Origin of the sequence: Janibacter sp. GS2 (assembly GCF_051200835.1) — a bacterium.
Classification (GTDB): domain Bacteria; phylum Actinomycetota; class Actinomycetes; order Actinomycetales; family Dermatophilaceae; genus Janibacter.
In genome coordinates this window covers 3266874-3287946 of sequence record NZ_CP195161.1, presented here as the reverse complement: position 1 = coordinate 3287946, position 21073 = coordinate 3266874, and the positions used below count along the sequence as shown (strand labels likewise).

The following is a 21073-nucleotide window of genomic DNA, read 5'->3' as shown; positions in this document are numbered from 1 at the left end:
AAAACATCGACCACGAACGCGAAGGACAACGCATGGGTTCCGTCATCAAGAAGCGCCGCAAGCGGATGGCGAAGAAGAAGCACCGCAAACTGCTGCGCAAGACGCGTCACCAGCGTCGCAACAAGAAGTGACCCGCGCGAAGGGGGCCCGACCGGAGGAGATCCGGGCCGGGCCCCCTTCGCCGTCCCCGGCCGCTGGTGGGGGGTTAGGCTGCCCACAGCGTGGCCGGTGTGGCCGCTGCCCAGACAGGAGGTGTGCCGTGCCCAGGACCGTGCTCGTGGTCGGGGTCTCTCGCCACCTCGGGGGTGCCTTCGCGCGACGGCTGAGCCGCGACGAGGGTGTCGATCGGATCATCGGTGTCGACGTCGTGCCGCCCAGGCACGGCATCGGGCGCGCGGAGTTCATGCGCGCCGACATCCGCAGCCCCCTCGTCAGCCGGATCATCTCGGGCAACGACGTCGACACCGTCGTGCACTTCGGCGTCATCGCGACCCCCCGCGCCGGTGGTGGTCGGGCGACGCAGAAGGAGATCAACGTCATCGGCACGATGCAGCTGCTCGCTGCGTGCCAGCGCGCGGAGTCGGTGACCAAGCTCGTCGTGAAGTCGACCGCGGGGGTGTACGGCTCGAGCTCGCGTGACCCGGCGATGTTCACCGAGGACATGTCGGCGAAGCGGATGCCCCTCTCCGGCTGGGCCCGCGACTCCGTCGAGGTCGAGGGGTACGTGCGTGGGCTCTCCCGTCGGCGTCCGGACATCGACGTCACGACGCTGCGCTTCGCCAATGTCATCGGTCCGCGCATCCGCACCGCCTTCACCGACCACTTCTCCCTGCCGGTGATCCCGATCCCGCTCGGCTACGACGCCCGGTTGCAGTTCGTCCACGAGGACGACTGCGTCGCCGCGATGGCGCACGCCGTGCACGCGCCGGGTCTGGGCCCGGTGAACGTCGCCGGGGACGGGATCATCACCGCCTGCCAGGCGGCGAACATCGCCGGCCGCCCCTTCGTCCTCGTCCCGCGGATGGCCACGGGAGCGGTCACCGACCTGGCCAAGCGCTTCGGGCTCATGGACATGGGCTCGGACCAGCTGGACATGCTCGCCTTCGGCCGCGGTCTGGACACCACCCGGATGCGCGACCACCTCGGGTTCGACCCGGCCTACTCGACCCGCGCGGCCTACGAGGACTTTGCCCGCGCCACGAAGGGCCGGATCATGGACCGACTGCCCTTCGCCCAGCCCGGATGGTCCGCCGTCCAAGCGGCCGAGGACGCCATGCGCGCCGAGACGCCCACCAGCGAGAGCGAGAAGTGATGGCCGACAGCACCCGCCGGTCGACCGCCGCACCGAAGACGGCGAAGAAGACGGCGAAGAAGACGACCCCCGCGGCCACGACGTCTCCGCCCACGAAGAAGGCCACCACGAAGAAGGCGGCCCCCGCGAAGACGGCGAGCGCCACCAAGGGCGCCCCGGCGAAGCGGGCCCCCGCGAAGCGGACGAGCACCGTTGCTGCGGCTGCCGATCGAGCCGGTGGCGAACGCGCGAAGCGTCGCACCACGCCCCTGCTCACCGGGCCCTCGTCCGAGGCCTCCGCCGCCGGGAGCGGGACGAAGGGGGCGAGGAGCACGGCACGTCGCAAGCCCGCGCTGCGGGTCGTCTCCGGCCCGGACGGCTCACCCCCCGCCGCCACGCCGACCCGCTCCTCGGCTCGTCGCACCGGCGCGGCGCGTCGTCCCCCGGCCCGGCGGTCGACCTCGACCCGGGCCAGCACGCACGCGGCGGTCCCCGCAGAGAAGCCCGTCGAGCGCGACTCCTCGAAGACCACGCAGTCGGGTCAGGCGGTCGTGCCCGGCCTCGCCGAGCTGCTGTCCGTGCTGCTGTCGGCCGGCCAGCTGACCTCACGGACCCTCGGCCAGGCAGCCGGTGCTGCGGCAGGGGAGGAGTGGGAGCGGCGTTTCGCCGACACCATCGAGTTCCTCCAGCGGCGGGTTCGCGGTGACTACGCCGTGGACGACTTCGGATTCGACGAGGACTTCACCCGGCACACCGTCTTCCCCGTCCTGCGACTGCTCAAGGACCGGTGGTTCCGGGTCGAGGTCCGGGGGATCGAGAACATCCCCGACGACGGTGGCGCGCTGCTCGTGTCCAACCACTCGGGCACGGTCGCCATCGACTCGGTGATCACCCAGATGGCGATCCACGACGCGCACCCGCGCGGCCGCTTCCTGCGGATGCTCGGCGCCGACCTCGTCTTCCAGCTCCCGGTCGTCGGTGACTTCGCGCGCAAGACGGGGGCGACCCTCGCATCCAATGCCGACGCAGAGCGCCTGCTGCGTGCGGGCGAGCTCGTCGGGGTGTGGCCGGAGGGCTTCAAGGGCGTCGGCAAACCCTTCCGTGAGCGCTACAAGCTCCAGCGCTTCGGTCGGGGTGGCTTCGTCTCCGCCGCGATCCGCTCGGAGGTCCCGATCATCCCGTGCTCGGTCGTGGGCGCCGAGGAGATCTACCCGATGATCGGCAACATGAAGACCGTCGCGCGGCTGCTGGGTGCCCCCTACGCGCCGATCACCCCCTTCTTCCCGCTGCTCGGCCCGCTCGGGCTCGTCCCGCTGCCGAGCAAGTGGATCATCGAGTTCGGGGCGCCGGTCGACACCGCGTCCCTCGGAGCATCCGCCGCGGACGACCCGATGCTCGTCTTCGAGCTCACCGACCAGGTGCGCGAGACGATCCAGCAGACGCTGTACTCGGTGCTCGTCACCCGCCGCTCGGTCTTCTTCTAGGAGGAGGAGTGCTGCTCCCGTCGTCCCGGGTGGTCATGATCGGCAAGCCCGGATGCCACCTGTGCGAGGACGCCCGCGCGGTGATCGAGCGGGTCGTCGCCGAGACCGGTGACAGCTTCGAGGAGGTCGCCCTCGACGCGGACCCGGACTTCGCCCGGTACGCCGAGGAGATCCCGGTGACCTTCGTCGACGGGCGCCAGCACGACTACTGGCGGGTGGACGAAGGGCGCCTGCGCGCCGCCCTGCATCGCTGAGGGGGAGCGCTGCGAGGCCGTCCACGGCATGGGCCGCGACTTTGTGCATTCGTTCACAAGAGCGTAATCTCGACGTGTTCGGTCGTTCGGCGCCGCTCGCCCTTCGACCGGGAGAGGAGCCGAGCCCAATCGTGTCCGTCGACGATTCCGTCAAGCGAGAAATCCCTGACGCAACTGTCGCGCGACTCCCCGGATACCTCAGGGCCCTCGGCCAGCTCGCTGCCGTCGATGTCCTCTCCGTTTCCTCGGAGGAGCTCGCCCACAGTGCCGGGGTCAGTTCCGCGAAGTTGCGCAAGGACCTCAGCCACCTCGGCTCGTACGGGGTCCGCGGGGTCGGGTACGACGTGGCCCACCTCGCCTACCAGATCTCCCGCGCCCTGGGGCTGACCCATGACTGGCCGGTCGTCATCGTGGGCATGGGCAACCTGGGGCGGGCGCTCGCCTCGTACGGCGGTTTCGCCACCAAGGGGTTCCAGGTCGTGGCGCTGCTCGACCGGGATCCCGCGGTCGTCGGGCACACGGTCGACGACCTCGCCATCCAGCCGATGTCCGCGCTCGAGGCGGTCGTCACCCCGGGGGAGGCCTGCATCGGCGTCATCGCGACCCCCGCGGGATCCGCCCAGGAGGTCGCCGATCTTCTCATCGAGTCGGGGGTCAGCTCGATCCTCAACTTCGCGGCCACCGTCATCCAGGTTCCCGAAGGGGTGCACATGCGCAAGGTCGACCTGTCCACCGAGCTGCAGATCCTGGCCTTCCACGAGCAACAACGGGCCGGCATCCAGCCGGACGACCTCTTGGAGGGGGTGGGCCGATGAGTCTGCTGAGCTTCGGCTTCAACCACCGTCGGACCCCGATCGGCGTGCTCGAGCGCGCCGCGCTCGACGAGGCCAGCCGCGCCGCCATCGTCGCCACCGCGCAGGCCAGCCCGGACATCACCGAGCACCTCGTCATCGCGACGTGCAACCGCACCGAGGTCTACGCCGAGGTCAGCGCCTTCCACGGCGCGGTGGCCGACCTCACCGAGGCGCTCACCTCGAGCACGTCGATCACGCACGACGACCTCAAGGAGCACCTGGACCTGCACTACGGCGATGCCGCCGTCGGGCACGTCTTCAACGTCGCCGCAGGACTGGACTCGATGGCCGTCGGTGAGTCCCAGATCCTCGGTCAGCTGCGTGAGTCGCTGGCCCGCGCCCAGGCGGAGGGGCACATCGGCAGCCACCTCAACTCCCTCGTCCAGCAGGCCCTGCGCACCGGCAAGCAGGTGCACGCCGAGACCGGGCTCGACGAGGTCTCCCGCTCGCTCGTGGCCGCCGGCCTCGACCGGGCGGTCGAGCACGTCGGGCCCCTCGCCGACGCGCACGTCCTCGTCGTCGGGGCCGGGTCGATGAGCGCTCTCGCCGCGACGACCGCGGTGCGTCGCGGGGCCGGCCGGCTCCACGTCGTCAACCGCACCCACGAGCGGGGTGTCGCCCTCGCCGAGCGACTCGGCGGGCGGGCCCGCCCCCTCGACGAGCTGGCTGCGGCCCTCGCCGAGGCCGACGTGGTCATCTCCTGCACCGGGTCGACCGGACTGGCGGTGACCCTCGCCGACGTGGCCGACGCACAGGTCAGGCGCACCGGTCGTCGGCAGGCCTTCATCGACCTCGCACTGCCCCACGACATCGCCCACGAGGTCGACGACCTCACCGGTGTCACCCGGGTCGGCCTCGGTGAGCTCGGCCAGCTGCTCGGAGCCGACGGGGTCGTGCCGGAGGTCGAGCAGGCCCGGGCCCTCGTCGGTGACGCCGTCACCCGGCACCTCGGTGTCCGTGCCGCGAGCATCGCCGCGCCGACGGTGCGTGCGCTGCGCAGTGCGGCCCAGTCGGTGGTCGAGCGTGAGCTGGCCCGGCTGGACCAGCGGGCGCCGGAGATGTCGGCCGCCGACCGCGAGGAGGTCGGCCGCGCCGTCCACCGCATCGTCGACAAGTTGCTGCACCAGCCGACGATCCGCGCGAAGGAGCTCGCCGTCGACGGTCGCTTCCCCGAGTACGAGGACGCCCTGCGCCAGCTCTTCGACCTCCACTCCGAAGGGGGGCAGTTGTGACCTCCCTTCGCCTCGGGTCCCGCCGCTCCGCCCTGGCCATGACCCAGTCCGGGCACGTGGCCGACGCCCTGCGCGCGGCCGGCCACGACGTCGAGATCGTCGAGATCGTCACGGAGGGTGACACCAACCGCGCCTCCCTCGTGAGCCTGGGCGGCACCGGCGTCTTCGCCAGCGCCCTGCGGCAGGCCCTCCACGACGGCGAGATCGACCTGGCCGTCCACTCCCTCAAGGACCTGCCGACGACTCCGGAGCCGGGCCTCCTCGTCGTCGCGACACCCCCGCGCGCCGACCCGCGAGACGCGCTGTGCGCCCGCGACGGACTCACCCTCGGAGAGCTCGGCGAGGGCGCCGTCATCGGGACCGGGTCGCCGCGTCGTCGCGCGCAGCTCGCCTGCCTCGGTCTCGGCCTGCAGTTCCGCGACATCCGCGGAAACCTCGGCACCCGACTCGGGCTGGTCGGCCCCGGGGAGGACCAGCTCGACGCGATCGTGCTCGCCAGCGCCGGCCTGAACCGCGTCGGCCTGCAGGAGAAGGTCACCGAGCTCCTCGAGCCGATCCAGATGCTTTCCGCGCCCGGACAGGGGGCTCTGGCCGTCGAGTGCCGCGAGGACGACGAGGCGGTCCTGGCCGCCCTCCGGCCCCTCGACGACCCGGACACCCGCGCCGCCGTGACCGCCGAGCGCGGCGTCCTCGCCGAGCTGGAGGCCGGCTGCTCCGCCCCGGTCGGGGCACTCGCCGAGGTCGTCGACGACGACGACGGCGTGCTGCTCTCGCTGAGGGCCGTCGTCGCCGCGATCGACGGCTCGGGCGAGCTCCGCCGCTCCATCTCCGGCCCTCTCGGGGAGGCGGAGGCCCTCGGCCGCCGCCTCGCCCGGACCCTCATCGCCGACGGCGCGCCAGCGCTCGCCGACTTGTCAGACACCCACCCCCCGACCGCTTCGGAGCATGCCCAGTGACCCCCCAGCGCTCGACCGCATCCGCCACCGCTGCCCGCCGACCGGCCCGCGTCGCCTTTGTCGGCGCCGGACCGGGTGACGCGTCCTTGATGACCGTCGCCTCCGTCGACCTGCTGTCCCGTGCCGACGCCGTCATCACCGACCAGCTGACCACCGACGCGGTCGTGACCGCCATGACCGGGGAGGGCGTCGACGTCGTCGACGCCAGCCACGGTGAGCACGGTCAGCAACTCACCCACGCCTCGCGCGCCAAGCTCGTCGTCAAGACGGCCAAGGCGCACAAGGGCGGCCTCGTGGTCCGTCTCATGGACGGTGACCCCGCGACCTTCAACGGCCTCGCCGAGGAGGCCGCGGCGCTGTCCAAGGCCGGCATCGACTTCGACGTCGTCCCGGGCGTCTCGGCCGTCAGCGCGGTGCCCTCCTACGCGGGGGTTCCGCTGACCAACCGGGCGACCGGTGCGCTGCACGTCGTGAGCGTCTCCGGCTCCACCCGGGCCGACCTCTCCGCCTCGGTCGGTGACGACGTCACGCTCGTCCTGCTCGGCCTGCCCGAGCACCTCGTCCCCGCCTTCGCCGACCTGCTCGCCGCGGGCCGTGACGGCGCCACCCCGGTGGCCCTGACCCAGGGCGGTACGACGACCAGCCAGGTCACCCGCGAGACGACCCTCGCCGAGGCGGCGGACGTCGTCCACGGGCTCGAGGTGCCGACCCTGGCGATCGTCGGTCCGACCGTCGCCCTGCGCGGGTCGCTCTCCTGGTTCGAGACCAAGCCGCTCTACGGCTGGAACGTCCTCATCCCGCGGACGAAGGACCAGGCCGGTCCCATGACCAAGCAGCTGCTCGGTCACGGGGCGACGAGCGAGGTCGTCCCGACGATCAGCGTGGAGCCGCCCCGCACCCCGCAGGCCGTGGAGCGGGCCGTCCGCGGTCTGGTCACCGGTCGGTACCAGTGGATCGGCTTCACCTCGGTCAACGCGGTCAAGGCGATCCGCGAGAAGTTCGAGGAGTTCGGCCTCGACGCCCGTGCCTTCTCCGGTCTGAAGATCGCGGCCGTCGGCGGGGTCACCGCCGACGCCCTGCGCGACTGGGGCCTCGAGCCCGACCTCGTGCCGAGCGGGGAGATGTCCGCCCGGGGCCTCCTCGAGGAGTGGCCGCCGTACGACGAGATCCTCGACCCGATCGACCGGGTCTTCCTGCCCCGCGCCGACATCGCGACCGACACGCTCGTCGCCGGCCTGCAGACGATGGGGTGGCAGGTCGACGACGTCACCGCCTACCGGACGGTGCGCGCGACGCCGCCGCCGGCGCCGGTGCGTGACGCCATCAAGCAGGGCGCCTTCGACGCCGTCGTCTTCACCTCCTCCTCGACCGTGCGCAACCTCGTCGGGATCGCCGGCAAGCCCCACCCGTCGACGGTCATCGCCTGCATCGGTCCCGCCACGGTCAAGACCGCTGAGGAGGCCGGCCTGCGGGTCGACGTCATGGCCGAGGAGGCGACCGGCGCGAGCCTCGTCGAGGCGCTGGCCGACCACGGTCGCGAGGTGGCCGCGGCGGCGGTCGAAGCGGGTGAGGAACCGATGCGTCCGAGTGCGCGGCGCAAGAAGGCCGCCACGCGACGCAAGGCGAAGGGGTGAGTCCCACGAGCCCCCGTCCTCCCGGACCGGTGGTGCGGCCGCGCCGACTGCGGGGCAGCGCCCCCCTTCGTCGGCTCGTCGCCCAGACCCGGCTGCACCCCGCTGACCTCGTCCTGCCCGTCTTCGTCCGTGAGGGTGTGGACGCGCCGGTGGAGATCTCCTCGATGCCGGGCGTCGTGCAGCACACGCTCGACTCCCTCGTCGACGAGGCCCGGGCCTGCGTCGCAGCGGGGATCGGCGGGATCATGCTCTTCGGAGTGCCGCAGGAGAAGGATGCGCGCGGCTCCGGGGCGGATGACCCGCACGGGATCCTCAACCTCGGCATCCGGGCCGTCGTGGACGCGGTCGGTGACCAGCTGGTCGTCATGACCGACCTCTGCCTCGACGAGTTCACCGACCACGGTCACTGCGGAGTGCTCGCCACCGACGCCGCCGGGCGCAGCGTCGTCGACAACGACGCCACCCTGGAGCGCTACGCCGACGTGGCTCTCGCGCAGGCCGGTGCCGGGGGGCACGTGCTGGGCCTCTCCGGGATGATGGACGGCCAGGTCGCCCACGTGAGGGCGACCCTCGACGCGGCCGGATACACCGACGTCCTCGTCCTGGCCTACGCCGCGAAGTACACGTCCGCGCTCTACGGTCCCTTCCGTGAGGCGGTGCAGTCCTCGCTCAGCGGCAATCGGGCGACCTACCAGCAGGACCCGGCCAATGCCGTCGAGGCCGTGCGCGAGGTCGAGCTCGACCTCGCCGAGGGCGCCGACATCGTCATGGTCAAGCCGGCCCAGCCGCACCTGGACATCATCGCGGCGACCGCGGAGGTCTCGTCCGTGCCCGTCGCCGCGTACCAGATCTCGGGTGAGTTCGCCCAGATCGTCGCCGCCGCCGAGCGGGGGTGGATCGACCGGGACGCTGCCGTCATGGAGTCGCTGCTGCACATCAAGCGGGCCGGTGCGCAGATGATCCTCACGTACTTCGCACTCGAGGTGGCGACGCGGCTGTGAACGGAACACGCTGGCTGGACGAGGGCGAGCAGGCGCACTGGCGGGCCTATCTGCGCGGCACGCGGCTGCTGGAGCGTGCGCTCGTGGACGATCTGGCGCCGCACAAGGTCCAGATGACCGAGTACGAGCTGCTGTCGATGCTCTCCGAGTCCCCGGGGCAGCACACACGCATGTCCCACCTGGCCGACGACATCGTCCAGTCGCGCTCTCGCGTCACCCACACGGCCGCTCGGCTGGAGAAGCGCGGCTGGGTGGAGCGCTGCCGCTCCAGCGAGGACGGGCGCGGCGTCGAGATCGCGCTCACGGATGCCGGGCGGGCCGCCCTGGAGGAGATGGCGGGAGTCCACGTGGAGTCGGTGCGACAGAACCTCGTCGACCTCCTGACCCCGGAGCAGTTCGAGGCGCTGGGGCAGGCGATGGCCACGATCCGTGACCACCTCGCGCCCGAGCACCACGAGATCGGCCTCGACGACTAGCCTCGGTGGTCGTGGCCGGGCCACGCGCAGCGTGAGGAGACCGCGATGACCACGCCGACCTCGTGGGACCGACGACGCCCGCTCTTCGCGCGCTACTACGCGGCGATGACCGCTCGCACCGACGACGAGGGTCTCGGCGAGCTGCGCACCGAGCTGCTCGGCGACATCCGAGGCTCGGTCCTCGAGGTCGGCTGCGGGAACGGCATGAACTTCACCCGCTACCCCGGCACCGTGACCGGGGTCCGGGCCATCGAACCCGAACCCCACCTGCGCGCGCTGGCCGTCGCGGCCGCCGACCACGCGCCCGTGACGATCGAGGTCACCGCGGGCACGGGCGAGGCCGTGCCCCTGCCGGAGGCCAGCGTGGACACCGGCGTGCTCTGCCTGGTGTTGTGCTCGGTGCCCGACCCCCGGGCCACCGTGGCCGAACTGGCTCGCGTCATCCGCCCCGGCGGCACCCTGGTCTTCCTCGAGCACTGTGCCGCGACAGCCCGGGGCTGCGACTCGTCCAGCGCGCCCTCGACGCGACGATCCGGCCTCTCGTCGCCGGCGGGTGCCACACCAGCCGCGACCCGCTCTCCACGATCCGCGACGGTGGCTTCGCGGTCGACCGCGTGCGTCACCTGCGCTTCCCGGAGCAGCCGACCGCACCGGCGAGTCCACACGTCCTCGGTCGGGCATCCCGACCCTGAGCGAGGGAGCGCCCGCTGCCCGTCGGGGCCCGGTGCCCCGGCCGGGCCGGTGGGGGAGACTGGGGACATGACGTTCTCGACGACCCGATCGCAGGCCCTCTTCGACCGTGCCCGCAGGGTGACCCCCGCGGGGGTGAACTCACCCGTGCGCGCCTTCGGTGGCGTCGGCGGCACCCCTCGGTTCATCGACCGCGCCGACGGGGCATGGCTGACCGATGTCGACGGCAACCACTACGTCGACCTCATCTGCTCCTGGGGACCGATGATCCTCGGGCACGCGCACCCGGACGTCCTCGGGGCCGTGACGTCGGCGGCGGCCAAGGGCTTCTCCTTCGGCACCCCGAGCGAGAACGAGGTGGCGCTCGCGAGCGAGATCGTCGACCGGGTCGAGCCGGTGGAGCAGGTCCGTCTCGTCTCCTCCGGGACCGAGGCGACGATGTCCGCCCTTCGCCTGGCGCGCGGGGCCACCGGCCGCTCGGTCATCGTGAAGTTCGCCGGCTGCTACCACGGTCACGTCGACGCCCTTCTCGCACAGGCGGGCTCGGGTGTGGCGACCTTCGCCCTGCCGGACTCGGCCGGGGTCCCCGCCTCGGCCGCGGGGGAGACCGTCGTCCTCCCGTACAACGACCTCGACGCCCTCGAGGACCTCTTCGCCTCGCGTGGCGAGGAGATCGCCGCGGTGATCACCGAGGCCGCGCCCGGCAACATGGGCGTGGTGCCGCCCGCTCCCGGGTTCACCGAGGGGTTGCGTCGGGTCACGGCCGCGCACGGGGCGCTGCTCATCAGCGACGAGGTCATGACGGGCTTCCGGGCAAGTCGTTCCGGCTGGTACGGGCACGAGACCGGCTCCGAGGGAGCACACCCGGGTGGGTACGCCGGAGGAGCCCCCGATCTGTTCACCTTCGGCAAGGTCATGGGCGGTGGCTTCCCGGCGGCGGCCTTCGGCGGCCGGGCCGACCTCATGGCGCACCTCGCACCGGAGGGGCCCGTCTACCAGGCCGGCACCCTCTCCGGGAACCCCGTGGCCACGGCAGCAGGCCTGGCGACCCTGCGCGGGTGCACCCCGGAGCTCTACCCGCGACTCGAGGCGACGGCGACCCGGATCGCCGGCGCGGCCTCGGCGGCCCTCTCCGAGGAGGGGGTGCCCCACCGGGTGCAGTGGGCGGGTTCGATGTTCTCGATCTTCTTCCGCGACGGTGAGGTGCGTGGCTTCGCGGACGCGCAGGCCCAGGACACCGGGGCCTACGGTCGCTTCTTCCACGCGATGCTCGACGCGGGGGTGCACCTGCCACCGAGCGCCTTCGAGGTGTGGTTCGTCTCCGGTGCCCTCGAGGGCGCGGCCCTCGACACGGTCCTGGCCGCTCTGCCCGCCGCCGCGAAGGCCGCCGCCTCGGGTCGCACGACCTAGGGACGAGTGAGGTAGAGCGCGTACTCCAGCGAGCGGCCCTGGCGCACGACCGGCAGGAGGATCTCCTCGGTGGGGGCGAGCTCGGCGAGCGTGGCCAGCAGGTCCGGCTCGGGCTGGGCCGACCAGATCGCGAGGATGCCGCCCGGTGCCACCGTGGCCAGGGCCGAGGAGAGGGCGGGGGTCGAGTACAGCCGCCCGTTGTCCTCGTGCACGAGGAAGCTCGGTCCGTTGTCGACATCGAGCAGGACGAGGTCCCACGGGCCCTGCGCCTCGTCGACCTCGCCACGGAGGACGATGGCGACGTCGCGCGCGTGCAGGGCGGCCCTCGGGTGCCTGGCGAGCACGCCCAGCGTCGGGGTGAGGCCGAGCCGCGCCCACTGCACGAGGTCCTCCTCGATCTCGGCGACGTGGACCTCGCGCACCCGGGGGTCCTTGAGCACCTGCCATGAGGTGAAACCCAGGCCGAGGCCGCCCACGAGCACCCGGCGCGGTGCCTCCACCCGCTCGAGGGATCGCACCGCGAGGGCGGTCTCGGTCGAGGTGTCGACGGTGTCCATCGCGAAGATCCCGGCCACGATCAGCTCGTGCACCACGAGCCCGTCGGCGTCTCGTCGCTCGCGCAACGCGACCTCGCCACGCGGGCTGGTCGCGACGGCGATCGTCTCGGGTGCCTGGTCCATGCCGATCTCCCTGTGCTGACACCGATTTCGGTGACGGATGTGTTGTCTATTACGTCACGGTAACCGGGCGTAAGTCACACGACGAAGGGAGGGGGCGGTACGGTGCGCGGCCCCGCTGAGGAGTACCTTGACTCCGTGGCTACTACGACCCTCCCCGCGAAGAAGAAGGGGGTGGCGTCGTCCTCCATCGGGTTGAAATTCCTCATGGCGGGGACCGGCGTCATCTTCATCCTGTACGTCCTGTTGCACATGTACGGCAACCTCAAGGCGCTGGCCGGGCAGGAGGCCTTCGACGAGTACGCCCATCACCTGCGGACCTTCGGTGAGCCGATGCTCCCCTACGGTGGCCTGCTGTGGACCGTGCGGATCGTGCTGATCCTGGCGATCATCGGACACGTCTACGCCGGGATGAAGTTGTGGTCGCGCGCGGGCTCGGCCCGCCAGCAGAAGTACGCCGTGAAGAAGAACACCGGCTCCTCCCTCGCCTCGCGCACCATGCGCTGGGGTGGCCTGGCGCTCCTGGCCTTCGTCATCTTCCACCTCGTCCAGTTCACGGTCGTCAAGCCGAACTTCAACAGCGAGGCGAGCGCGGAGGCGGTCAAGGAGTCGCCCTACGTCATGATCTCTGCCGCGTTCGACCTGTGGTGGGTGCTGCTCATCTACGTCATCGCGATGGTCGCCCTGGGCATGCACCTCTACCACGGTGTCTGGAGCGCCTCCCAGACCATGGGACTGACGAGCACCACCGTCTCGAGGCAGCGCGCAAAGGCGCTCGGCGCGATCGTCGGCGTGGTCATCGTCGTCGGTTTCCTCATCCCGCCCTTCGCGATCTTCTTCAACCTCCTCGACTGACTCTGGAGCAATGACAGACATGACTGACACGCTCAACAGCGACGCGCTCCGGGAGTACTTCTCCGAGGGAGAGCCGATCGCCGACACCCGGGCGCCCGAGATGCCCATCGACAAGATGTGGACCCAGCACCAGTTCGACAGCGCCCTGGTCAACCCGAACAACCGCCGCAAGCTCGACGTGATCATCGTCGGCACCGGCCTCGCCGGCGCCTCCGCCGCCGCGACCATGGGAGAGGCCGGCTACAACGTCAAGAGCTTCTTCTACCAGGACAGCGCCCGCCGCGCGCACTCCATCGCCGCACAGGGTGGCATCAACGCCGCGAAGAACTACAACGACGACGGTGACTCGACGTACCGACTCTTCTACGACACCGTCAAGGGTGGCGACTACCGCAGCCGCGAGACGAACGTCTACCGCCTGGCCCAGGTCAGCTCGAACATCATCGACCAGTGCGTCGCGCAGGGCGTGCCCTTCGCCCGCGACTACGGCGGACTGCTGGACAACCGTTCCTTCGGTGGTGTGCAGGTCGCCCGCACCTTCTACGCCGCGGGCCAGACCGGTCAGCAGCTGCTCATCGGCGCCTACCAGGCGATGGAGCGTCAGGTCGCGGCCGGGAGCGTGACCGAGTACAGCCGCCACGAGATGCTCGAGGTCATCATCGTCGAGGGCGTCGCCCGCGGGATCATCGCCCGCGACATGGTCACCGGCGAGATCGAGACCCACCTCGCCGACGTCGTCGTCCTCGCGAGCGGTGGCTACGGCAACGTCTTCTTCCTCTCGACCAATGCCATGGGCTGCAATGTCACCGCGGCCTGGCGCGCGCACCGCAAGGGCGCCTACTTCGCCAACCCCTGCTACACGCAGATCCACCCCACGTGCATCCCGGTCAGCGGCGACCACCAGTCGAAGCTGACCCTGATGTCGGAGTCGCTGCGCAACGACGGACGCATCTGGGTGCCCAAGCGTGCCGAGGACTGCGAGAAGGACCCGCGGGAGATCGCCGAGGAGGACCGCGACTACTACCTGGAGCGGATCTATCCCGCCTTCGGCAACCTCGTGCCCCGTGACATCGCCTCTCGTCAGGCGAAGAACATGTGCGACGAGGGCCGCGGCGTCGGCCCGAAGGTCGGCGACTTCCGTCGGGGCGTCTACCTCGACTTCGCCTCGGCGATCGAGCGCCTCGGTCGCCCGGCGATCGAGGCGAAGTACGGCAACCTCTTCGACATGTACGCCCGGATCACCGGCGAGGACCCCTACCAGGTGCCGATGCGCATCTACCCCGCCGTGCACTACACGATGGGTGGGCTCTGGGTCGACTACGACCTGAGGACCTCGGTCGAGGGCCTCTACTCCGTGGGTGAGGCGAACTTCTCCGACCACGGCGCCAACCGCCTCGGCGCCTCCTCGCTGATGCAGTGCCTGGCGGACGGCTACTTCGTCCTGCCGAACACGATCCGCGACTACCTCTCCAAGGGGCCCTTCGAGAAGATCTCGGAGGACCACCCCGCGGTCGTGGAGGCGAAGAGCTCGGTCACCGAGCGGATCGACACCCTGATGTCGATCAACGGTGAGCGCAGCGTCGACTCCTTCCACCGCGAGCTCGGCCACATCATGTGGGAGTACTGCGGGATGGAGCGCACGGAGGAGGGGCTGCGCAAGGCCATCGACCTCATCCGCTCGCTCAAGGAGGAGTTCTGGCGCAATGTGCGTGTCCTCGGCTCCGCCGACACCCTCAACCAGAGCCTCGAGAAGGCCGGCCGGGTGGCCGACTTCCTCGAGCTCGGCGAGCTGATGTGCATCGACGCACTGCACCGTCGTGAGTCCTGTGGCGGTCACTTCCGGGCCGAGTCGGTCACCGACGACGGGGAGGCGCTGCGTCACGACGACGAGTTCGCCTACGTCGCGGCCTGGGAGTTCGGCGCAGAGGACGGCGCACCCGTCCTGCACAAGGAAGACCTGAACTACAAGTTCATCGAGCTGAAGCAGCGGAGCTACAAGTGAGCATGGAACTGACCCTCAAGATCTGGCGCCAGGCCGGACCCACCGCACAGGGCGAACTCGTCACCTACCCGGTCACGGACATCTCTCCGGACATGTCCTTCCTCGAGATGCTCGATGTGCTCAACGAACAGCTCATCGACGCGGGCACCGAGCCGATCGCCTTCGACAGCGACTGCCGCGAAGGCATCTGCGGCATGTGCGGCCTGATGATCTCCGGTGAGGCCCACGGCCCCGAGCGGACGACCACCTGCCAGCTGCACATGCGCTCCTTCCGCAGCGGCGAGACGATCACGATCGAGCCGTGGCGCGCGAACGCCTTCCCGGTCATCCGTGACCTCGTCGTCGACCGCAGTGCCTTCGACCGGATCATCCAGTCTGGTGGCTACGTGTCCGTCAACACCGGCGCGGCCCCCGAGGCCCACTCGGTCCCGGTGCCGAAGGAGCAGGCCGACCGTGCCTTCGAGTCGGCCAAGTGCATCGGGTGCGGCGCCTGCGTCGCGGCCTGCCCGAATGCCTCGGGCATGCTCTTCCTCGGCGCGAAGGTCACCCACCTGGGTGAGGTACCGCAGGGGCAGCCGGAGCGCAACGGGCGTGTCGTCAAGATGCTCGAGGCGCACGACCTCGAGGGCTTCGGCGGCTGCACCAACATCGGCGAGTGTGCCGCGGCCTGCCCCAAGGAGATCCCGCTCGACGTGATCAGCACGCTCAACGCCGACCTGCGCAAGGCCGCGCGCGGCCGCTGAGCGTCGGCTCACCCGCGGGGACGACATGAGTTCGCACAGCGTCCGCACCGTTCGGCGCCGGACCGCCCTGGTGGCGGCCGGCGCCGTCGTGCTGTCGCTGTCCGCCTGCGGTCCCGTCGGTGGGAAGGACCCGGGGAGCAGCAGCTCGTCGTACGAGCCGGTCATCACGACGAGCACGACCGAGCCGCCGACGAGCAGCAGCACCTCCGCGACCCGGGGCGGCCCCCGGCCACCGGCCCCCGATGCCGCCACGCTGGTCGCCCGGGCGAAGCAGCACATGTCGTCCATGAGCACGGTGAGCATCACGGGCACGCTCTACACCACGGTGGGCCGCGAGACCGTCCCCGTCGAGCTGCGCTCGGCGGGGTCGACCGGGGACCTCACGTCGCAGGAGAGGCACGCAGGCGCCTCGAAGACCACCCTGACGCTGCCCAACGGCGGGACCCTGGAGGTCCAGGCCCAGGGCTGGTACCACTACATCAGGGCCGACGCGAAGTGGTTCGCCGGTCTCGGCCGTGATGACACCACGCTGGCGAAGTACGCGGGGGAGTGGCTCAAGGTGACGCGGGACGACTCTCCCGTCGATGACCTGCGGCCCAACTCGCTGGTCAAGGGGAGCTTCTTCGGCAAGTCCCTGACCCCCTTCGACGGCGCCAAGGCCTCCGGGTCGACCGACAGGATCGACGGCGAGTGGGTCGCCCGGATCGACCTGCCCACGGGCCGGGGCCAGCGCGCCTCCCGGGTCATGTGGATCTCGCTCGACCCGGCCGAGCCGGAGATGCTCCGGCTGGCCTACGGCCAGTCCCCGGCGCAGACCGTCTACGACTTCTCCGGCTGGAACGACACGAACGACCAGTTCACGGTGCCGAAGGGCGCCAGGACGATGACGAAGGAACGCCTCGAGGGGATCGGTGTGGAGCGGGACGGGGTCAGCCGAGCCAGCTGACCCGGGTGACGAGCAGTGCGTAGCCGACGAAGGCGACGATGTCGATGACCCAGTGGGCGATGAACATCGGGGCGGTGCGCCGCACGCGGAGGTAGACGACGCCGAGGAGCAGGCCCATCGCGACATTGCCGACGAAGCCACCGAAGCCCTGGTACAGGTGGTAGCTGCCACGCACGAGAGCGCTGGTGACGACGATGGCCACGGGCGACCACCCGGCCTCACGCCATCGGGTGAAGAGGTAGCCGAGCATGACGACCTCCTCGAGCAGGGCGTTCTGCCCGGCCGCCAGGATGAGCACGGGGATGGTCCACCACGCGGCCGAGAGGTCGGAGGCGGCGATGGTCGTGTTGAGGTCCAGTGCCCGGGCGGCGAGGTAGAGGCCCAGGCCGGGGATGCCGATGGCGGCGGCCAGCCCGAGACCGATCACGGTGTCGCGCAGCGGATCGCGGTGGTCGAAGCCGATGAAGCGGGCCGGCTGCGGGTGCTGACGGGCCAGCAGGTGGAGGGCCAGGGCCACCGGGACGAGCGCCAGGCCGATCCCGAGGAGCTGGTGGGTCAGGTCGAGCCACGGCTGGTCCGGCGTCACCGACTGGTTCATCGAGGTGACCTGACCGGACAGGCCCTCGGTCGCGGTGACCTTCCGCAGGAGGGAGAGGGCCGACCACAGGGCGGAGGCGCCCAAGGAGACGCCGAGCACGAGGAAGGACTCGGTCAGCGCCGTGCGCGGGGCGATGGTGGTGGCCGACATGCACCCACCCTAGGGAGATCAGCAGGAGCGGCGGGGGCGCTGCCCCCTTCGCTCAGCCGAAGGCGACGTGACGGTAGTACGCGACGAGGGGCTCCCGGCGGGCGACGCGGATGACCCGGTTCTCCGAGAAGAACTGGACGGCGGCGGTCCCGACCGCCACGACGAGGATCGCGAGCGCGATGCCGACGAGGGTGAGGGCCGCGGTGACGAAACCGGCGATGGAGGCGATGCTCATGGCCTTTCCTTTCTACATCTGTTGAAGACACTCCAGAAACTACACCCGTAGAAAAGAGCGGTCAAGTCCGGAGATCGCGGCGGGACGGCGTCCGCGGCGACGGCTTCACGGCCCGCGCGGAGGGGTAGCGTGAGCGCCATGAGCGCCAAGGACTCCTCCGGGCTGTCGCCGCGGATGCAGCTGATCCTCGAGTCGGCGACGCGCGTCGTCGCCGCCGGTGGCATGCGCGGCCTGACGCATCGTGCGGTCGACGCCGAGGCGGGTCTCCCGCAGGGGAGCACCTCCGGATACCTGCGCACCCGGCTGGCGCTCGTGACGGCGCTGACCGAGTTCATCGCCGCCGGCCTCATCGACAGCGTCGAGGAGCTCGCCGGCAGGCAGCGCGCGGGCGAGTCCGATGCGGCGGTCGTCGAGCGCGCACTCGATCTCTTCGCCGGCTGGCTGCGCGAGCCCGATGCCCTGCTGGCGAAGGCCGAGCTCGCCCAGGAGGCCACCCGCCGGGCGGAGATCGCCGAGGCGATGGCGCCGGCCCGGGAGCGGATCGAGGCGATCGTGGAGCAGATCCTCACCGTGGCCGAGATCGACGACGTCAGGACCTCGGCCCAGGCGATCATCGCGGCCATGGAGGGTGTCCTCACCAGCGCGCTCTCCCGCCCGCCCGCGGAGCGGGAGACCTTCGTGCGCGACGTCGGCCGTCGGATCATCGCGGCCTTCATCCCCACGCTCTGAGGGGCTCACCGGGGGGAACCTAGGATGAGGCCATGAAGGTTCTCTCCGCCGTCGCCTGGCCCTATGCCAACGGGCCCCGCCACCTCGGTCACGTCGCCGGATTCGGCGTGCCCTCTGATGTCTTCAGCCGGTACATGCGCATGGCGGGGCACGACGTCCTCATGGTCAGTGGGTCGGACGAGCACGGCACGCCGATCCTCGTGCTGGCGGACCAGGAGGGCGCGACGGCGCGCGACCTCGTCGACCGCAACCACGCGACGATCGCGCACGAGCTGGCCGACCTCGGCTGCTCCTACGACCTCTACACGCGCACGACGGCGCGCAACCACTCCCGGGTCGTGCAGAGCCTCTTCGAGCAGTGCCGCGCCAACGGGTACTTCATCGAGCAGGCGCAGCAGGTCGCGCTCGATGCGCGGACCGGTCGGACCCTGCCCGACCGCTACATCGAGGGCACCTGCCCGATCTGCGGCTACGAGGAGGCGCGCGGCGACCAGTGCGACAACTGCGGCAACCAGCTCGAGCCGAGCGACCTCAAGGAGCCGCGGAGCAAGATCGACGGCTCCACGCCGCACTTCGGGGAGACCGAGCACTTCTTCCTCGACCTCCCGTCGCTCGCCGATGCGCTGCGCGAGTACCTCGAGGGGCGCGAGGCCACCGGGACGTGGCGCCCCAATGTCATCCGCTTCAGCCTGAACATCCTCGACGACATCCGCCCGCGGGCGATGACCCGCGACATCGACTGGGGCATCCCGCTCCCCGGGGAGCTGGGTGAGAAGTACCCCACGAAGCGTCTCTACGTGTGGTTCGACGCGGTCATCGGCTACCTCTCAGCGTCCATCGAGTGGGCGCGCCGCGCCGGCGACCCCGAGCGGTGGCGCGAGTGGTGGAACGACCCCGAGGCGTTGTCCTACTACTTCATGGGCAAGGACAACATCACCTTCCACAGCCAGATCTGGCCCGCGGAGCTGCTCGCGTACGCCGGCAAGGGGACGAAGGGGGGTGCCCCCGGTGAGTTCGGTGAGCTGAACCTGCCGACCGAGGTCGTCTCGAGCGAGTTCCTCACGATGGAGAGCAGGGCCTTCTCCTCCAGCCGGGGCCACGTCATCGGTGTGCGTCACGTCCTCGAGGACTACGGCCCCGACCCCCTGCGGTACTTCATCTGTGCCGCGGGCCCGGAGAACCAGGACGCCGACTTCACCTGGCCGGACTTCGTCCAGCGCAACAACTCCGAGCTCGTGGCCGGGTGGGGCAACCTCGTCAACCGGACCGCGTCGATGGTCGCGAAGAACTTCGGTGAGATCCCGGCGCCCGGCACCCTCGAGGAGGTCGACCGGGCGGTGCTCGCGCGGGTCGGGGAGGCCTTCGACGAGGTCGGCTCCCTGCTGGTGCGGCACCGGCAGAAGGCAGCGCTCGCGGAGGTGATGCGGGTGGTGGGCGACGTCAACAAGTACGTCACGGACACCGAGCCCTTCCGGTTGAAGGGCGATGACCAGCGTGAGCGGCTGGCGACGGTGCTGCACACGCTCGTGCAGGCCGTCAGCGACTGCAACCTGCTGCTCGCCCCCTTCCTCCCGCACGCTGCCAACCGGGTCGATGCCGTCCTCGGCGGCAGCGGTGCCCTCGTGCCCATGCCGCAGGTCGACGAGGTCGATGACCTCGACGGCGGGCCGGGGTACCCGGTGATCACCGGGGACTACTCCGACTCTCCCGCGTGGGCGAGCACCCCTGTGGTCGTGGGCACCCCGATCGCCAAGCCCACGCCGGTCTTCGTCAAGCTCGACGCCGAGGAGGTCGTCGACACCGAGCGCGCGGCCATGGCCGGAGGCGAGTGATGGCCGGGCGCGGAGAGATCCCCGACCGGCCCGACCCCCTTCCCATCGCGGTCGTCGACAACCACACCCACCTCGACGTACGGCGCCACGACGTGGCCGATGCCATCGCGCCGGGGGTCGATGGCGAGCGCACCACCGCCGACGTCGCCGCGGCGCTGGCCGCCGCGGCCGCGGTCGGTGTCGACCGGGTGGTCCAGGTCGGGTGCGACCTCGAGAGCGCGCGGTTCACGGTCGAGCAGGTCGAGCGTCACCCGGCGATGCTCGGGGCCGTTGCGCTGCACCCCAACGAGGTCCCGGCGCTCGCCGCGGCGGGACGGTTGCAGGAGGCCTGGGACGAGATCGAGCAGCTGGTCGCCCATCCGCGCGTGCGGGCCGTGGGGGAGAGCGGGCTCGACCACTTCCGGACGGGCCCCGAGGGCCACGCCGTGCAGGAGGAGTCCTTCCGCTGGCACATCGACCTCGCCAAGCGCACGGGCAAGGCGCTGCAGATCCATGACCGGGACAGCCACGCGGACGTGCTGCGGATCCTCGCGGACGAGGGTGCGCCGGAGACGACCGTGCTGCACTGCTTCAGCGGTGACGTGGCCATGGCCCGCGAGTGCATCGAGCGCGGCTACCTGCTCTCCTTCGCCGGGACCGTGACCTTCAACAGCGCCGGCGACCTCAGGGAGGCGCTGGCCATCAGCCCCCTCGAGCAGGTGCTGGCGGAGACCGATGCTCCCTACCTCACGCCGACCCCGGAGCGGGGCAGTGCCAATGCTCCGTACCTGCTGCCGCACACCGTCCGCGTCATGGCCCGCACCCGTGGTGTGGACGTCCCGACGATGTGCCGGGCCGTCTCCGACAACGCCGCGCGAGTCTACGGACCGTGGTGACCTTCGTCGCGTCCGTTACCAAAACTTGACCTGAGCGTTGTCCGTCCGGCATCGTGGCTCGCCGTTGGCCGGGGCCGGTTTCCCCTGATGTGCTCGCTGACACCGAACCCTCCTCCCCTGGGGGTCTTCGGTCTGCGGGCTCACCGGCA

General features: G+C 70.9%; 21 protein-coding genes and 1 pseudogene. 19 read left to right on the top strand and 3 right to left on the bottom strand.

The window, feature by feature from the left end; all coding sequences use genetic code 11:
* Nucleotides 1-32: 32 nt before the first annotated feature.
* The 12 genes and pseudogenes from ACR9E9_RS15890 to hemL all read left to right on the top strand — a co-directional run bounded on the left by ACR9E9_RS15890 (nucleotide 33) and on the right by hemL (nucleotide 11282).
* Nucleotides 33-131: a 30S ribosomal protein bS22 gene (locus ACR9E9_RS15890; RefSeq protein WP_003792170.1), complete on the top strand. Its 99-nt coding sequence runs from the start codon at nucleotides 33-35 to the stop codon at nucleotides 129-131.
* 128 nt (nucleotides 132-259) lie between these two features.
* Complete coding sequence (locus ACR9E9_RS15885) at nucleotides 260-1312, top strand: NAD-dependent epimerase/dehydratase family protein (protein ID WP_435200183.1); 1053 nt, start codon at nucleotides 260-262, stop codon at nucleotides 1310-1312.
* A complete protein-coding gene (locus tag ACR9E9_RS15880; RefSeq protein WP_435200181.1) occupies nucleotides 1312-2775 on the top strand; it encodes a 1-acyl-sn-glycerol-3-phosphate acyltransferase in 1464 nt (487 codons plus the stop codon). Before ACR9E9_RS15885 ends, ACR9E9_RS15880 begins: the two co-directional genes overlap by 1 nt.
* A gap of 35 nt (nucleotides 2776-2810) precedes the next feature.
* The gene (locus ACR9E9_RS15875; RefSeq protein WP_435203685.1) at nucleotides 2811-3029 is read left to right on the top strand and encodes a glutaredoxin family protein; all 219 of its coding nucleotides are present in this window, start codon (nucleotides 2811-2813) and stop codon (nucleotides 3027-3029) included.
* Between the two features lie 131 nt (nucleotides 3030-3160).
* Nucleotides 3161-3844 (top strand): redox-sensing transcriptional repressor Rex, encoded by a 684-nt coding sequence (locus ACR9E9_RS15870; RefSeq protein ID WP_435200179.1) that lies wholly within the window; start codon nucleotides 3161-3163, stop codon nucleotides 3842-3844.
* Nucleotides 3841-5115, top strand: a complete 1275-nt coding sequence (locus tag ACR9E9_RS15865) for a glutamyl-tRNA reductase (protein WP_435200177.1) — start codon at nucleotides 3841-3843, stop codon at nucleotides 5113-5115. Before ACR9E9_RS15870 ends, ACR9E9_RS15865 begins: the two co-directional genes overlap by 4 nt.
* Nucleotides 5112-6071: a hydroxymethylbilane synthase gene (gene hemC / locus ACR9E9_RS15860; protein ID WP_435200175.1), complete on the top strand. Its 960-nt coding sequence runs from the start codon at nucleotides 5112-5114 to the stop codon at nucleotides 6069-6071. Before ACR9E9_RS15865 ends, hemC begins: the two co-directional genes overlap by 4 nt.
* Nucleotides 6068-7705 (top strand): uroporphyrinogen-III synthase, encoded by a 1638-nt coding sequence (locus tag ACR9E9_RS15855; protein WP_435200173.1) that lies wholly within the window; start codon nucleotides 6068-6070, stop codon nucleotides 7703-7705. Before hemC ends, ACR9E9_RS15855 begins: the two co-directional genes overlap by 4 nt.
* Complete coding sequence (gene hemB, locus ACR9E9_RS15850) at nucleotides 7702-8706, top strand: porphobilinogen synthase (protein WP_435200171.1); 1005 nt, start codon at nucleotides 7702-7704, stop codon at nucleotides 8704-8706. The genes ACR9E9_RS15855 and hemB overlap by 4 nt, the downstream gene beginning before the upstream one ends.
* Nucleotides 8703-9182, top strand: coding sequence for a MarR family winged helix-turn-helix transcriptional regulator (locus tag ACR9E9_RS15845; RefSeq protein WP_435200169.1), 480 nt, complete (start codon nucleotides 8703-8705; stop codon nucleotides 9180-9182). The genes hemB and ACR9E9_RS15845 overlap by 4 nt, the downstream gene beginning before the upstream one ends.
* 45 nt (nucleotides 9183-9227) lie before the next feature.
* Nucleotides 9228-9662 (top strand): annotated as a pseudogene (locus ACR9E9_RS15840) (class I SAM-dependent methyltransferase); the annotation flags it as partial.
* A gap of 279 nt (nucleotides 9663-9941) precedes the next feature.
* Entirely contained in the window at nucleotides 9942-11282 is a 1341-nt protein-coding gene (gene hemL, locus ACR9E9_RS15835; protein WP_435203683.1) for a glutamate-1-semialdehyde 2,1-aminomutase, read from the top strand.
* Here the strand turns inward: hemL and ACR9E9_RS15830 are convergent.
* The gene (locus ACR9E9_RS15830) at nucleotides 11279-11962 is read right to left on the bottom strand and encodes a hypothetical protein (protein WP_435200167.1); all 684 of its coding nucleotides are present in this window, start codon (nucleotides 11960-11962) and stop codon (nucleotides 11279-11281) included. The genes hemL and ACR9E9_RS15830 overlap by 4 nt on opposite strands.
* A 135-nt stretch (nucleotides 11963-12097) precedes the next feature.
* On the opposite strand from ACR9E9_RS15830, the gene ACR9E9_RS15825 reads away from it, so the two are divergent.
* Genes ACR9E9_RS15825 through ACR9E9_RS15810 form a run of 4 tightly spaced genes read left to right on the top strand, consistent with a single transcriptional unit; the run spans nucleotide 12098 to nucleotide 16505 of the window.
* The gene (locus tag ACR9E9_RS15825; protein WP_435200165.1) at nucleotides 12098-12814 is read left to right on the top strand and encodes a succinate dehydrogenase cytochrome b subunit; all 717 of its coding nucleotides are present in this window, start codon (nucleotides 12098-12100) and stop codon (nucleotides 12812-12814) included.
* A gap of 10 nt (nucleotides 12815-12824) precedes the next feature.
* Nucleotides 12825-14816: a fumarate reductase/succinate dehydrogenase flavoprotein subunit gene (locus tag ACR9E9_RS15820; RefSeq protein WP_435200163.1), complete on the top strand. Its 1992-nt coding sequence runs from the start codon at nucleotides 12825-12827 to the stop codon at nucleotides 14814-14816.
* A gap of 2 nt (nucleotides 14817-14818) precedes the next feature.
* The gene (locus tag ACR9E9_RS15815) at nucleotides 14819-15559 is read left to right on the top strand and encodes a succinate dehydrogenase/fumarate reductase iron-sulfur subunit (protein WP_435203681.1); all 741 of its coding nucleotides are present in this window, start codon (nucleotides 14819-14821) and stop codon (nucleotides 15557-15559) included.
* A gap of 25 nt (nucleotides 15560-15584) precedes the next feature.
* Nucleotides 15585-16505, top strand: coding sequence for a hypothetical protein (locus ACR9E9_RS15810; protein WP_435200161.1), 921 nt, complete (start codon nucleotides 15585-15587; stop codon nucleotides 16503-16505).
* Here the strand turns inward: ACR9E9_RS15810 and ACR9E9_RS15805 are convergent.
* Nucleotides 16489-17253 carry a CPBP family intramembrane glutamic endopeptidase gene (locus ACR9E9_RS15805; protein ID WP_435200159.1) on the bottom strand — a complete coding sequence of 255 codons (765 nt, stop codon included), beginning with the start codon at nucleotides 17251-17253 and terminating at the stop codon, nucleotides 16489-16491. The genes ACR9E9_RS15810 and ACR9E9_RS15805 overlap by 17 nt on opposite strands.
* 52 nt (nucleotides 17254-17305) lie before the next feature.
* On the bottom strand, nucleotides 17306-17488 hold the full coding sequence (locus ACR9E9_RS15800; RefSeq protein ID WP_435200157.1) for a hypothetical protein: 183 nt from the start codon (nucleotides 17486-17488) through the stop codon (nucleotides 17306-17308).
* A gap of 138 nt (nucleotides 17489-17626) precedes the next feature.
* On the opposite strand from ACR9E9_RS15800, the gene ACR9E9_RS15795 reads away from it, so the two are divergent.
* The 3 genes from ACR9E9_RS15795 to ACR9E9_RS15785 are packed head-to-tail and all read left to right on the top strand — an operon-like array spanning nucleotide 17627 to nucleotide 20924.
* On the top strand, nucleotides 17627-18217 hold the full coding sequence (locus ACR9E9_RS15795; RefSeq protein WP_435200155.1) for a TetR/AcrR family transcriptional regulator: 591 nt from the start codon (nucleotides 17627-17629) through the stop codon (nucleotides 18215-18217).
* 32 nt (nucleotides 18218-18249) lie between these two features.
* A complete protein-coding gene (gene metG / locus ACR9E9_RS15790) occupies nucleotides 18250-20049 on the top strand; it encodes a methionine--tRNA ligase (RefSeq protein ID WP_435200153.1) in 1800 nt (599 codons plus the stop codon).
* Nucleotides 20049-20924, top strand: coding sequence for a TatD family hydrolase (locus ACR9E9_RS15785; RefSeq protein ID WP_435200151.1), 876 nt, complete (start codon nucleotides 20049-20051; stop codon nucleotides 20922-20924). Before metG ends, ACR9E9_RS15785 begins: the two co-directional genes overlap by 1 nt.
* The last annotated feature ends 149 nt before the right edge of the window (nucleotides 20925-21073 follow it).